This is a genomic window from Bergeyella cardium, assembly GCF_009914665.1.
GTDB lineage: Bacteria > Bacteroidota > Bacteroidia > Flavobacteriales > Weeksellaceae > Bergeyella_A > Bergeyella_A cardium.
Window position 1 is genome coordinate 1,664,675 of the sequence record NZ_CP029149.1, and the last position, 14,401, is coordinate 1,679,075.

General features: G+C 37.8%; 13 protein-coding genes. 7 read left to right on the forward strand and 6 right to left on the reverse strand.

Translation table 11 applies throughout. The annotated features are described in order from the left end of the window. Window positions 1-74: 74 nt before the first annotated feature. The gene (locus tag DBX24_RS07645) at window positions 75-629 is read right to left on the reverse strand and encodes a hypothetical protein (protein ID WP_160224480.1); all 555 of its coding nucleotides are present in this window, start codon (window positions 627-629) and stop codon (window positions 75-77) included. 63 nt (window positions 630-692) lie between these two features. Further along, window positions 693-1,769 carry a M42 family metallopeptidase gene (locus DBX24_RS07650; protein WP_120489219.1) on the reverse strand — a complete coding sequence of 359 codons (1,077 nt, stop codon included), beginning with the start codon at window positions 1,767-1,769 and terminating at the stop codon, window positions 693-695. A gap of 49 nt (window positions 1,770-1,818) precedes the next feature. On the opposite strand from DBX24_RS07650, the gene DBX24_RS07655 reads away from it, so the two are divergent. The 7 genes from DBX24_RS07655 to DBX24_RS07680 all read left to right on the forward strand — a co-directional run bounded on the left by DBX24_RS07655 (window position 1,819) and on the right by DBX24_RS07680 (window position 10,064). Continuing rightward, window positions 1,819-2,535, forward strand: a complete 717-nt coding sequence (locus DBX24_RS07655) for a DUF4294 domain-containing protein (RefSeq protein ID WP_160224481.1) — start codon at window positions 1,819-1,821, stop codon at window positions 2,533-2,535. A gap of 132 nt (window positions 2,536-2,667) precedes the next feature. Beyond that, window positions 2,668-3,960, forward strand: coding sequence for a tyrosine--tRNA ligase (gene tyrS, locus DBX24_RS07660; protein ID WP_160224482.1), 1,293 nt, complete (start codon window positions 2,668-2,670; stop codon window positions 3,958-3,960). A 446-nt stretch (window positions 3,961-4,406) separates the two neighbouring features. After that, window positions 4,407-7,037 carry a SusC/RagA family TonB-linked outer membrane protein gene (locus DBX24_RS07665; RefSeq protein ID WP_260392805.1) on the forward strand — a complete coding sequence of 877 codons (2,631 nt, stop codon included), beginning with the start codon at window positions 4,407-4,409 and terminating at the stop codon, window positions 7,035-7,037. After that, a complete protein-coding gene (locus DBX24_RS09445) occupies window positions 7,030-7,200 on the forward strand; it encodes a hypothetical protein (protein WP_260392806.1) in 171 nt (56 codons plus the stop codon). The genes DBX24_RS07665 and DBX24_RS09445 overlap by 8 nt, the downstream gene beginning before the upstream one ends. A gap of 17 nt (window positions 7,201-7,217) precedes the next feature. Then, entirely contained in the window at window positions 7,218-8,669 is a 1,452-nt protein-coding gene (locus DBX24_RS07670; protein WP_160224483.1) for a RagB/SusD family nutrient uptake outer membrane protein, read from the forward strand. A 53-nt stretch (window positions 8,670-8,722) separates the two neighbouring features. Then, window positions 8,723-9,409 carry a leucine-rich repeat domain-containing protein gene (locus tag DBX24_RS07675; RefSeq protein ID WP_160224484.1) on the forward strand — a complete coding sequence of 229 codons (687 nt, stop codon included), beginning with the start codon at window positions 8,723-8,725 and terminating at the stop codon, window positions 9,407-9,409. 49 nt (window positions 9,410-9,458) lie between these two features. After that, window positions 9,459-10,064 (forward strand): LURP-one-related/scramblase family protein, encoded by a 606-nt coding sequence (locus DBX24_RS07680; RefSeq protein ID WP_120489214.1) that lies wholly within the window; start codon window positions 9,459-9,461, stop codon window positions 10,062-10,064. 119 nt (window positions 10,065-10,183) lie between these two features. On the opposite strand, the gene DBX24_RS07685 is transcribed toward DBX24_RS07680, so the two are convergent. The 4 genes from DBX24_RS07685 to DBX24_RS07700 form a co-directional block, all read right to left on the reverse strand. Beyond that, window positions 10,184-11,215 carry a glycosyltransferase gene (locus tag DBX24_RS07685; RefSeq protein ID WP_245957190.1) on the reverse strand — a complete coding sequence of 344 codons (1,032 nt, stop codon included), beginning with the start codon at window positions 11,213-11,215 and terminating at the stop codon, window positions 10,184-10,186. Then, window positions 11,199-12,236 (reverse strand): WaaS/CpsH family glycosyltransferase, encoded by a 1,038-nt coding sequence (locus DBX24_RS07690; RefSeq protein ID WP_260392807.1) that lies wholly within the window; start codon window positions 12,234-12,236, stop codon window positions 11,199-11,201. Before DBX24_RS07690 ends, DBX24_RS07685 begins: the two co-directional genes overlap by 17 nt. 35 nt (window positions 12,237-12,271) lie before the next feature. After that, window positions 12,272-13,363: a glycosyltransferase family 4 protein gene (locus DBX24_RS07695; RefSeq protein ID WP_160224485.1), complete on the reverse strand. Its 1,092-nt coding sequence runs from the start codon at window positions 13,361-13,363 to the stop codon at window positions 12,272-12,274. A gap of 239 nt (window positions 13,364-13,602) precedes the next feature. Then, the gene (locus DBX24_RS07700; protein ID WP_120489212.1) at window positions 13,603-14,391 is read right to left on the reverse strand and encodes a polysaccharide deacetylase family protein; all 789 of its coding nucleotides are present in this window, start codon (window positions 14,389-14,391) and stop codon (window positions 13,603-13,605) included. Window positions 14,392-14,401 lie beyond the last annotated feature (10 nt).

The following is a 14,401-nucleotide window of genomic DNA, read 5'->3' on the forward strand; positions in this document are numbered from 1 at the left end:
GGAGGAGGCATTGCCTTTTTTTTAGAGGTATCGTTTCTTTTATTAGGAGGCATCGCCTCTTTTTTATTTAATAATTAAGTGGAGTAAAGGCGTCGTTTCCGTATTATCCAGACTATAAAGAGGAGTATCACCGCACTGAAAGTCATCATCCCAAAAATATTTTTCATCATCGTGAAAATACTCCCGAATTGAACCACCATTGGGGAGAGTTCGTCGTAGCTTTTAAGTCCGATAAAGGTGCAGAGGTTTTCAGAATAATCAAAAAAGCTGGTGAGCAGCGGTAGATAGCTTAGGATTTTTAGCCATTTGCTTTCTGCGGAGAGCTGTTGCAACAGCCTGCTGATAATCCAAGTATAGGCTAAGGCAAAAAGCACTGGGTAAAACGCATCGAGAAAGAGCTGAGGGAAGAGGTAATAGCTGCACCCCTCGCTTCCTAAGGCGGTGTATAGCGCTTGTACTTCGTTTAGTGTATAGCCTTTTGGTCTCATATCTAATATAGGCAAGCCCTGCGAAAGCATTTGCAGATGAGGGATGCTCACTACAATCATCAATAAATACACCGCATTGGCAAGTAGAAATGCTATCCATATCTGGCGATTTTTCTTCGGTGCGAATACTATTTTTTTCATAGTGATTTATTAAAAAAAAGAGGCAAAGCCTCTAAGTAATAAAGGAGGCAATGTCTCCCCCCTTTAATGGTATTTTAAATTCATTTTGGGTTTTATTTTAAGGAGGGTTTCGTAGATGAGTTGGATTACATTCTGAACATCTTCTTTAGAGACCATTTCTACTGTGGTGTGCATATACCTTAGGGGGAGTGAGATGAGGGCACTGGGTACGCCGCCGTTGGAGTGTGCAAAGGCATCGGTGTCTGTACCTGTGGAGCGGCTTGCAGCGGCTCTTTGGTAGGGAATGTTTTTCTCCTTAGCGGTGTTTATAATCAGCTCCCGAATGTTGTGATGCACACTTGGCGCAAAGAATACCACAGGACCGTTGCCACATTTTTGGTCGCCTTCTTTTTTCTTGTCAATCATCGGTGTGGTAGTATCGTGGGTTACATCGGTTACGATGGCGATATTGGGTTTTATGGTGTCGGCAATCATATCTGCACCGTATAGCCCCACTTCTTCTTGTACGGAATTGGTAATGTAGAGTCCGAAAGGGAGTTTCTTTTTGTTCTCTTTTAGCAGGCGGGCTACTTCGGCTATCATAAAACCACCGATTCGGTTGTCCAGCGCACGGCATACGAAGTATTTATCGTTCATTTCAAAGAACTCATCTGGGTAGGTTATCATACAGCCCACATAGATTCCGAGGCTTTCTACTTCTTCTTTGGAAGAAGCACCGCAGTCTATAAAGATATTTTCAATTTTTGGGGTGGGTTCGTCTTTGCTTCCTATTCGTGTGTGTATGGCTGGCCAGCCGAAAACGCCTTTTACGATTCCTTTTTCTCCGTGTATATTTACCACTTTGGAGGGAGCAATGGCTTGGTCGGAGCCCCCGTTTCGTATTACATAGATAAGTCCATCATCTGTGATATAATTCACATACCAAGAGATTTCATCTGCGTGTGCTTCTATCACTACTTTGAAGTCTGCATTTGGGTTTATAATCCCGTAGCAGGTACCGTAGTGATCTACTTCTATGGTATCTACATAGGGTTTTATGTAGTCCATCCATACTTTTTGTCCATTGCGTTCGTAGCCTGTAGGAGAGGCAGTGTTCAGATAGTTTTTTAGAAATTCTAATGATTTTTCATTTGTATTCATAAGAAAGGAATGGTTTTTGTGTCGTTGGAAAATTCAAGGCGTAAAAGTAATGAATATTAATAAATATACGAGCATTTTCTTCCTTTTTATAAGTATTTGGGCTTATTCTCAGGTTGATAATACAGCGGTAACGGTGAAGTCTCTAAGCCAGTATCCACAGGATAAGATAAAAGTAGATGAGCACGGTAACCGCTATTATTATGATGAAGCTCAAAAGGCTAAAATTTATGAAATAGATGGAGAAACGGTCGTGGTTTTAGATGAATTAGTCCTTCTCAATAAGCCTAGATTTAATAATCAGCTCGACAAAAATTATTATTTCTTTATCAATAAAAAACTCAGTAGGGTGTATCCACTCTTTCTAGAAGCGCTTGACCAATATCGTGATTTAGAACACAAATTAGAACAATACAAAGGTCGCGAACGCAGGCAGTATATAAGAAATAAGCAAAATGAGCTCGCTTCTCAGTACGAGACCAAGCTAAGAGAACTCACCACTTCCGAAGGGCAGATTTTTGCCAAGCTAATGCACAGGGCAACCGGAAAAACCGTATATGAAATTATAAAGGAGCTTAGAGGAGGCTGGAGCGCTTTCTGGTGGAATGTAAAAGGAAATGCAGTAGATGTATACATAAAAGAGCCGTATGACCCGCACAGATTCAGGGCAGATGAGTTTTTAGAAAACCTCCTCCAAAGCAGTTGGAATTTCGGTTATTTAACGCCCTACGAAGGTTATCAGGACTTTAAAATTGCAAGAGGTAATTAGTTTTCGATTTTCCATATAATTGTATTTTTCCCAGCAGTAGGCTTTCCTATTGCTGGGGTTTTTATTTTTGCGAAGTCTGTGCTAATCCTTACATTTGTTCCCTTAATTTTTGAAAATAAATAGGATTATATAATGAAAAACTTTGTAGAAGAACTGCGCTGGCGAGGGATGATTCAGGATATAATGCCTGAAACTGAAGAACACCTTATGGAAGGGCTTCGTTCGGCATATATAGGATTTGACCCTACTGCGGATTCATTGCATATTGGGCATTTGGTTGGGATAATGATGCTAAAACACTTCCAGAACTGCGGACATAAGCCGTATGCCCTTGTGGGTGGTGCTACGGGGATGATTGGCGACCCCTCTGGTAAGTCGGCTGAGAGAAATCTCCTGACTGAGGAAATGCTCGCACAATACATTATGGGCATTAAAAAACAACTCTCAAAGTTTCTCGATTTTGATAGTGATGCTCCTAATGCTGCCGAGCTCGTTAATAATTACGATTGGATGAAAGGCTTCTCCTTTCTCTCTTTCATCCGTGATGTGGGCAAGCACATTACTGTAAATTATATGATGGCAAAAGACTCCGTAAAGAAACGATTTGACCCCAATGAAAACACCGATGGAATGTCCTTCACCGAGTTTTCTTATCAATTGATTCAGGGCTATGATTTCCTCCATCTCTACAAAGAAAAGCAGTGTACGCTCCAGATGGGCGGCTCTGACCAATGGGGGAATATCACTACGGGTACGGAGATGATTAGGCGTATCTCTGGCGGTAAGGCGTATGCAATGACCTGCCCGCTTATCACGAAGGCAGACGGCACCAAGTTCGGAAAAAGCGAGGGAGGGAATATCTGGTTAGACCCTGAGAAAACCTCACCCTATAAGTTCTATCAGTATTGGCTCAATACCTCAGATGCCGATGCCGAGCGCTACATTAAAATCTTTACAATGCTCTCGAAAGATGAGATTTCTGCTCTCGTAGAGGAGCATTCTCAGGCGCCGCACCTCAGGGTTTTACAGAAAAAGCTCGCACAGGAAATCACCACTCTTGTGCATTCTCGAGCGGATTGGGAGAATGCCGTAAAAGCATCAGAAATCCTCTTCGGAGGGGCTGCCTCTCAGGAAATAAAAACATTGGCGCCACGAACTTTCCTTGAAATCTTCGAGGGCGTACCTCAGAAAGAAATCCGCCGCGAAGAGGTCTTGGGCACTGGCATCGTAGAGCTGCTCTCCGAAAAAACAGGCTTCCTCAAATCCAAAAGCGAAGCGCAAAGAGAGCTGAAAGGCAATTCCATCTCGGTAAATAAAGAGAAGGTGGCAGATTCATTTGTAGCTCGAGAGGAGGATTTCATTGCGGGAAGCTATCTCCTCCTCCAAAAAGGAAAGAAAAATTATTTTATCATTAGAATAATCTAATTACGATTTTAATTAATAGTTATCAAACTCCTTCTTAATATTTTTCCTTATTCAGGGAAGTTTTGGGAAGGAGTTTTTCTATTTTTTTACTATATCGGTAGGTTTATATTTCCTATGGGGTTTCCAACTTTTTGCTTCACTGATGGCTAAAATAGAAAAAGGAGAAATAAATCGATAGTTTTTAGTGTAGATTTATTGAAAATGAAGTTGGAGTAGGAAATAAATACTGTTGAATAAATTTAAAATAGTATATTTTATAGGTGGTTCATTGGTTTTTAATAAAAATATGGGCTAATCAGGTTTTATTGCATTAATTTTATTAATTTGATTTGTAGGTTTTTATATTTAAACCTAAAATGAAATGGGAAAAACTTAGGCTAAAAATTTGAGCTATCAATATTTTTTTACATATTTGGGAATTCAAAACCCATATTATAATTATAGGTATGATACATAAAAAAGATATGAGAATAAAAGTATTGAGTGCCGGTGTTTGGTTTTTCTTAGGACAGACGATGATTATGGCACAGACGAAGAAAACCGACTCTACGAAAGTGACGAGCATAGATGAAGTAGTAGTAGTAGCGTACGGTAAACAAAAGAAAGAAGCGATAGTAGGTGCAGTATCCTCCGTTGATAGTAAGACCCTTAAGACGCAACAAGCAACCAATATTGGTACAGCATTGCAGGGCTCTACAGCGGGGGTTAATATTTATAATACCTCCGGTCAGCCAGGTTCATCGCCATCTATCTACATTCGCGGGGTAGGCTCTATGTCTGCGAGTACTTATCCGCTGATTATATTAGATGGAGTGCCGTTTAACGGTAACCTGAGCAGCATACCGCAAGACCAGATAGAATCGATGACAGTGCTGAAAGATGCGGCATCATCTGCACTTTATGGTTCGAGAGCGGCGAATGGGGTAATTGTAATCACAACTAAAAACGGGAGGCTCAATGCAAAACCTTCGTTTAATCTCACTTCATTGGTAGGGGTATCCTCACCGGGGGTGAAACTTCATAAGCTCCTCGGTGCAGAAGACTTTATGAAATACACTTGGCAGGCGCTTAGAAACAGCCAGCTCTATACTTATGATGCACAGGGTAATCTTACCATAGGAAACAGTGCTGCGGCGGGTCAGTACGCATCTGATAATTTAATAACCACTCTTGGCTATAACCCTTATAATGTAGCTCGACCGATAGATGAAAATGGTAATGTGGTAAATGGAGCAGGTCTTCGATGGGATACCAATTGGGAAGATGCTGTACTTAATAAAGCAGCATTTAAACAGGAGCATCGTTTTGATGTGAGTGGTGGTAGTGCCAATACACGATACTTCTTTGCAACAGATTACCTGAAAATGGACGGTATGGTGAGGTCATCAAACTTTGAAAGAGTAGGCGTAAGGATGAATATGGACTCCAAATTGAAACCTTGGCTTAATGCAGGGCTCAGAACCGCATTTAATGCTTCCAATGAAAATATTCCTACTCAATCAGGATATGAAGGTGGTATGGCTTGGATTTACAGAATGCCAAACATCTACCCAATCTATAAAATGGATGCAAATGGGCAGCCTCTAAGAGATGCACAGGGACATCCTATTCTTGACTATGGTAATGGTACAGGCATTAATTCTAAAAGACCATCAACTGTAGGAAATAATGATAATATATTGGGAGATCTTAAATATGATAAAACCCTTATAAGAAGGTACAATACCCTCGTAAATGGGTATATGGAAGCTACACTTGCTCCTTATCTTACCTTTAAATCTCAACTCGGTTATGAGTTTTATATCTATGACTCTTACAGCTACAGCAACAACCGATATGGATATGTAGCTGCAACAAGTAAAGGAAGTATTACCCAGGTGAGAAATATCAATCAGACGATTAACTTTACCAACAGTTTGAACTATAATCAATCTTTTGGAGAACATAACCTCAATGGGCAAGGGATATTCGAGGTATATCAATATACTTATGAGCCATTCTCTGCTACAGCCACTGGTTTCTTAACAGGTGTAGATGTACTCGATGGTGCAAGTGTGAAGAAATCTATTACAGGGAATTTCTATCGTGAAAGATTGGTTTCGTATTTGGGAAGGCTCTCTTATAACTATGGAGGTAAGTATTTCCTCGAAGGCTCTTTCCGTACCGATGGTTCTACCCGTTTCAGTAAAGATACCCGATGGGGCTTGTTCTATTCTGGTGGTTTATCTTGGGTAATTTCCAAAGAAAACTTCCTGAAAGACTCTAAGAATATCAATAATCTTAAGCTGAGAGCATCTTATGGAGAATTGGGGAATAATCAGACAGATTCTTACTTCCCATACATCACACTCTATAATGCAGGATATAACCAGGGAGAAAATCCAGGGGTAGTTTTAGGAGGAGTGTCTGATAGAGATTTGCGTTGGGAAAAAACAGCAACTGTAAATGCAGGACTTGATTTTGCTGTTCTGAAAAGAAGGATAAATGGTAGCGTAGAATACTTCGAAAAGAGCTCCGTAGATTTGATTTACGCGAAACCGTTACCAGGCTCTACAGGGAATAAATCCATAGTAACCAATATTGCAAGTTTAAAAAACTATGGCTGGGAAGCAAACCTCAATACGGTAAATGTGAAATCTGATAATTTTACTTGGAACTCAAACTTTAATATTTCATTCGTTAAAAATAAAATCACAAAATTCCCACAAAAAGAATTGCTAACGGGAACTAAGAGATGGGAAGAAGGTCGCTCTTTATACGATTTCTTCCTTCCAGAATGGGCAGGTGTAAATCCTGATACAGGTCTTGCTCAGTGGTATATTAATGATGCAAACGGTAACAGAGTAACCACTACCGATTACAACGAAGCAAATAAGAAAGAGAACAGAATCTATAAAGGGTCTTCTCTACCAGACTTCACGGGTGGTTTTACCAACTATTTTAAGTATAAAAATTTAGACTTGAATATCCTGTTTAATTTTAGCTTTGGTAGTTATATTTATGACTATACTTATGCGGGGTTAATGTCTGGTTTAGCAGCTGTTAGACAGCAGTCAGAGGATATTAAAAATGCTTGAAGGTATAGGTGCAAAAAGCCTTAGATTCTTTGTACAGGCAGATAACCTTTGGACTTGGCAAAGTCATAAAGGTATAGACCCAGAGCAGGGAGTTTCTGGTACTACCGACGATAGAACCCCGTCTTTCAAGACGATTTCTGCAGGATTTACACTTGGTTTTTAATTTAAAATTTAATCGAAATGAAAATAACGAAATATATTATAGGACTATTAGCAGTGGCGATGACTCTGCAATCGTGTAGAGAAGAATATCTTAATGAACCACAGCCAAGAGATGCCGTTATCGAGGAAACTGTATATAGTACAGTGGAAAATGCTATGGCACATATTACTGGAACTTTAAGGCTGATGAGAGCGAGTTTCTATGATGATGCTTACTACTTGGCATATACCAATCTAGCGTCTGTTTATTATGCGAGAACAGTAAAGGGGAATGACTTTATTCTAAACAGTACAGACTTCTTTACCCGAGATTATAATTATACGGGTATAGATGCTATTAATGCTCGCCCTACTTTTACCTGGGATTATTTTTATCAATTGATTAATCAGACTAATGCTCTTGTAAATGGTATTTCTAAAAGTACAACAATAACAGAAGTTGAGAAGAAACCTCTTCTTGCTCAGGCATTAGCTATGCGGGCTCTTTTCTATTTTGAGCTGAGTATGGAGTTTCAGACTACTTATTCCTACGATACTTCCCTCTTTGCTCCTCCTATTTATAAAGAAGCGAATACTACCCAAGGCTTACCGATGAGTAGCCAAAAGGAAATGTATGACTTTATCGTTTCTGATATAGAGAAAGCTATTGACTACGGTAGCTATGACAGAATAGATAAATCCTACTTTAATAAGCAAGTAGCTTATGCCATTGCTGCAAGAATATACCAAGTAATGGCAGGAAATACTAAAAATGCTGCTTATTGGACTAAGGCAAGAGACTATGCTAAGCTCGCCTATAATTCTAATATAGTCACTGCTTTGGATGCGGATGCGTATGCATTAGGTTTTGACTCTGCTACTGAGAATAAAGAATGGATTTTAGGGATTATACAGAAACCTGACCAAACCGTTACTTGGAAAACGGCTCCGAGTAGCTTCCTTGCAAGCCCTTGGTACGATACAGCTTGGGCAAATGAGAGTTTTGTGGCTCAATTTGCAGATGGAGATGTTAGGAAACTTTTCTATGATTACAATTTCTATGGAACTACAAAACAGAGAACCAGTAAGTTTACTTACTCAGATGCTGTAGATGTAACCCTTATCCGTACAGCAGAAATGATACTCATAGAAGCAGAGGCAGAGTATAATTTAGGAAATGAGTCTACAGCTCATGCACTCCTTTTCCAATTGCAGAAAAACAGATACCCGAATGCAGTACAATCTTCCAATACGGGAGCAGCACTCTTAGAAGAGATTCTTTTAGAAAGAAGAAAAGAGCTCTATGCAGAGATGGGAGTAGAGTGGTATGATGCTAAACGACTCCAAAGAGGGATTACAAGAGATGCTAACCATCCTACGGCACTCACACTTCAACCGAATGATAAGAAATTCTATCTGGATATTCCACAGTCAGAAATTAATGCAAATGATAATATTCCAAATAATATAAACGATAGAAGGAAGAAGTAATAATAAAGCTGTCTCGTGCTCGCGAGGCAGCTTTTCAATAAGTAAAAAGTAAAATGAGCACGACACAAACACAAGAGCAATGGAACTGGTGGAAGAATCTCCCAACGATATGGAAGAAGATATTCACGGCTCATATCTACTTTCCAAATGAGGTGAAGAAAGGGTTTAATGATAGTTTCATCATAGAAAATGCGTCTGAGAGCTTTCAGTCCGAAGAAGATTTACAGGAAGTCTTTCAATTGGTTCGCCTTAAATATTATTGTGAGTTTCCAGAAAATAGAATATCAGAAATCCCCGATTTTAAGTATCATAAAAGCCTTGTGTGGATAGATTTATTGGGAAATACTATAGAAAATATAGACTACCTTTCACCTGTAACAGGGATGTGGGAGCTCAACCTTTCAGAGAATAAAATACGAGATATAAAAGCGCTTTCGCAGATGAAGGAGCTTAGTGAAGTAGAGCTTGCTTCTAACCAGATAGAAAGCCTTGAAGCTCTTTCAGAACTTTCAGAAATCACAAATTTGGATCTCAATTCTAATCATATTAAGGATATTTCTCCTCTGTCGGGTCTTAAAAATCTTCTTTGGCTCAACCTGAGTGATAACCCGATAGAAGATATTTCTCCACTTGCAGAATTGCCTCAGTTATTGTCATTAAGCATTAATGGAGTTGAAATTTCTACAGCAGAATTAGCTTGGCTTAAACAAAAACTCCCTTCTACAGCTATTTATCATTAGGGAGTAGGAATACTAATCATCCAATATTGAACTAATAAAAAATTATATTATGATTTTAAAAAACCTAAATTATCCGCTTAATTTTAAATTTAAGCTTACGACCCTTGCGAGTGACTTTAACATTACCGATAAAGACGGTAATTATGTAGCTTATGTGAGACAGAAAATGTTTAAACTGAAAGAAGATGTTGTTATTTTCAGTGATCAGAAAAAGACCACGGAGCTTTTTAGAATAAAGGCTGACCGATGGATGGATTTCAATGCCTGCTATGATATTATGGGACTGCCAGATAATAAAAAATATGGAAGGCTCGTGAGAAAAGGTGTGAAATCTCTCTGGAAAGCTACTTACCAAATAGTAGATGAGAATGACCAGGAAAAATTCATAATAACAGAGGATAACGGTTGGGTGAAGGTCTGGGATAGTATTGTAGGAGAGATTCCGATTATTGGAATGTTCACAGGATATTTTCTAAACCCTTCGTATACGGCTCGAGACCTCTCTGGGAAAGAAGTATTCAGGCTTAAGAAAATGCCATCCTTTATTGGAAGACGATTCCAGCTCGATAGATTAGTAGATATTTCCGATGAAGATGAAAGCCTTATCGTGCTATCTTTTCTAATGATGGTGCTTCTTGAAAAATCAAGAGGGTAATCATTACTATCATTCTTTGAAAGAGAAAAACAGAGACCTGATACTAAGGTCTCTGTTTTTTTTATATTTGAGTATGGGGGTGTTAAATATATTTAACAGGGCATTTTATCTTTAAAAAATTATTGCAGAATTTTCTCCCAGATTTTGAGAATATCAGCTTCTTCATTTTTTAGGCTGTAAGTTTCGAGGATAAAGTCAGATGCCATTTTACCCTTTTCTAGGATAGATTGAGGGTCGCTTTCGTACTTATGCATTAGCCTTTCTATATTTTTTGTAAAGCTGATAATATCTCCTTCGGCTATTGGGTAGCTGAATTCCGCTTTTAAATATTCCTTACCTCCCTGCCCTTGATAACCGATAACAAAGCATCCGCACGCCATAGCTTCGGCAGGTGGTAGCCCGAAGCCTTCTCTATGGTTGAAGCTCAAAAATATCAGACTTTGTTTCATTATTTCTGCTACTTCTTTTTCAGACTTATTGTCTATGCTCACCAGCTTCCAGCCTTTGGATGCTGCTCTTTGCCTTAAAATATTGATGACTTGAGTTACATCTTCGCTAAGTTTCCTCGGCATAAAGCAGATTTGCTTTTCCTTTTTATCAGAATAGTTGAATATATGATGATTAATCCCCAGTCTAATCCTATGGATTTCGGATTTTGGAAAGGCGTATTCTAAGTAGTTTTTGGAGTCTTCAGATACTGTGATAATTGTCTGAATGCTCTCCTGAGCACAGGTATTATTCCTGTTTATAGATGATGTATTGAAAGTATAATAGCAGTTTTGATTAAAGATAATTTTCCTTACTTCTGGCTCTACAGAGTAAATAGCATTTCCATAGATTTCTGGGAAGACCAATATATCATTCTTACCTATTGTTTCACTCTGTCTTTTGAGCAGAGATAGTTTTATTTTTTTTGAAAAACTAAGTTTTTTTCCACTTAAAAAGTATTTTAGTAGTTTGAATAAAAATGGACTACTCTTTATAACTGCACTTGATTGAAACCACTTTTCTTTTGTTTTCTTTTTATGAAGAACAAATGCTTGGTAGCCGTTCTTTTGCAGTATTTCTACCTGTCTATAAATTTGCTTTATACCGCCACTTGCAAACTTATTTTTGGGGCATACAAAGTATATCTTAGTGCTTTTCATCATTGGATAAAATATTTTTAATCCAGTTTTTAATATGGTATTTCTTTTTGATATCCTTATCTATCTCCACATAATCTTCATAGAAGAATGAATCATCAATGTTTATATTATTAATGTCTTCAATTATGAAAATATTTTTAGGATGATAAAAATCGTAGTTTATAATATTTTTATTCGTCGTTATGAGTTTTTTCTTCAATCCTAAGGCTTCGTATGGGCGGAATGATAGCCCGACTTGATTGTTATGAGCAATGTCTAAAATAATCTTGCTGTCTAAATAGTATTTATACGATTCGTAAAAGGGGATAATGTGATCAATTATCTCTAACGGAGGCAGGATGTTTTCCTTTATTAAACCTCTGTCGTGAGTATAGATTTTTCCTTTTGATGATATGTCTTTCTTTCTAAAGTAATCAAATATGGCTAAGGTATCGCTAATTCTTTTATCATAGGTTGCAAGGTAGCAAACCATATTTTGAGAACCGATACTGTTATCTTCTGCAAAGTAAAAGTTCGTTATCTTTTTGAGGTTATATTTCTCGCAATCAGAGCTATCGAAGCTGCAGCATCTGTCGAATTTTGTGATGTATTTTTCCTGACTTGGAATTTTTTCTATACTGTCCCAAAAAATCGCAATAGAATATGCACATCGGGAGAGTATGTATTCTAAATCAGATGGGTGAACTGTGTCTGGTCTATTGATGAGTAATACATCAAAAGTTTGATTTGCAATGGTATTTTTTATATAGTCTTTGGTCTTCTTGTGTTTTATATTTACACCCAAGAATAATTTAGAGAAGAAATTATAGACTCTCTCTCCGAAGTTTTTGTATTTATACTTTTTTGTTGAGTTTAAGTGAAGTACTTCGTAGTTTGAGTAATTAATAAGCCCAGTATGCACAACTTCATTAAAACTGTAATAGTCAGGCGCTACGAATAATAACTTTCCTTTTGGACTGTACAGAGCAGATGTTTTGGTATGAGAGCTGGGTTGAGTATTTATATTTTCTTTTTTTTCATTCATAGTGTTAGTGTGAGTAATTGCAAAGATAGAATAAATTATACAAGCTCTTGGTAAACTGATATTAGGTCTCTGGAGATTTGGTCATCATTAAATTTTTGTACAAAATCAAGGTTTTTTTCTATTTTAATCTTTCGATAGTCTGAATCATTCCAGAGAAAGAGAATTTTAGATCGTATATCTTCTATATCGAGAGGATTAATGTATGTAGAATATTCCCCTCCAGCTTCTGGAAGACTACTTGTATTGCTTGTAATGACGGGGATATTTGAGTATAGAGCCTCGATAATAGGTATGCCAAAGCCCTCAAAGAGGCTTGGATAAATGAATAGGTTTGATAGCTGATAGACTGCCGCTAACTCTTTCATCGTGATGTGTTGTAAGTGGAGGAGTTTGATATTTAATCTTTGGGCTTCGTGCTGTACTTTTTTGAAATAGGAGGTAGGTCGTCCGACCGCAACGAGTGGTATCTCGGTTTTGTGGAGTGCTTGTACGACGGAAAGAAGGTTTTTCCTCTCTTCAATTGTCCCTACATTTAGTAAAAACTTTTCTGGAAGGGAAAATTTCTCCTTTATCTTTGCTAAATATTCTGATGGAAGTTTTTCCTTGAATGCTTGATGACAACCTTGATACACAACTCGGATTTTATCCTCTGGTACCTTTAAGAAGTCTATAATATCTTTTTGTGTCTGCTCTGAGATAGCGATAATGAGGTCTGCCGTTTTGGCAGCATATTTAAACTTTTGGAAATGGATTTTTCTATCAAAGAAAGAGTAGAGGGCTGGATAGCGAACGAATATTAAGTCGTGGATAGTAACTATCTTTTTAATTTTTTTCTGGTTCCAGCGCAGGGGAAGTTCTCCAGAGAGTCCGTGGAATATATCGGCATTTAGATTTTGTGCATCAATGCCCATATTGAGCTGTCGACTGAAGAGACCTTTTGATATAGGAGTGAAACTTACTGAATCGAGAGATAGAATATCTGCTCCGCGTTTGTTTTTATCTTTTGCGAGAAGTACATATTTATTTTCAGGGTAGTTCTGAGCCATTATACGAATTAGATCCCGAGAATAATTGCCAAGACCTGATGTGTTATGGAAGAATCTCTTTGCATCGTAAGCTATTTTCATTGTTTTTCTATGTTTATATTATGTGTGTTTTGTTGGATTTTTTATTTCACTTATTGGATATTTTATTTTACTTCTTAGAATTTTTATTATATCTATAAGATTTTATAGTTCTCTCTTAGGGTTTTATTTTTCGTTTTATGGGTTTTCTATTATACTCTTTGTGGTTTATATTTTATATGATAGGATTTTTAGTTTGTTTGTTGGATTTTTAACTTCACTCAATAGATAGTATGTTTCGCTTAATGGATATTATGCTTTGAGGATTCGTTTTTAATTAAATCTCGATAGAGTGCTGTTTTCCATCCTTTTTTATTAATGTGTATAAGGAGTTTTTCAAATTTTGCAATCATTTTATCGCCTGTATTTCTTTTGACATAGTGTGGGAAGTTGAATTCTTTATGGTGTAAGTTGGTGAACTCCCAAGGATGGAAGTAGAGGGTGGCATATCCTGTGCTTTTTATACACTGAGAAAGGAGGATATTGTAGATTATGAGAGGGAAATTATGGAATGATAGCCAGAATAGAGGGAATCTGAGAAGGCTAACGGCTGTAGGTATTTGCCAGAGGTCTTTTTCTTTATAGAACCTCTTAGGGATATGACTTTTGTTGTATCTACCAGGCAGGATGGTAGGGTTCACTGAAGAGTTATAGAAATATCCTGCTTTTTTAACTTCTTCGGCAGGGATATCTCGCATTCTGGGCATACGGAGCCCGAGTATGGGGGTGTGGAAGTCTTGTTCGAGGGTCTTTTTTGAAAGCTCGAGGTGAGGGATTTCAAAATCAGTGTGATAATAGGTATGTGAAGCGAGCTCGTGCCCTTCTGCAAGCAGTCTGTTAATAAGATCAGGGCAGTTTTGTGCAAATACAACGGTAGAGAAGAATGTTGCTTTTGCTTTGTGCTTTTGTAAAAGGTCGAGAATGGCAATTAAGCCTTTTCGGGAGGTTGATATTTGTCGGTCAAAGTCTATTTCGTAGCCATATTCTTTTGGCATATCAAATTCTTCGATATCAAAAGAGAGGTAAATCATTGGTTTAAAA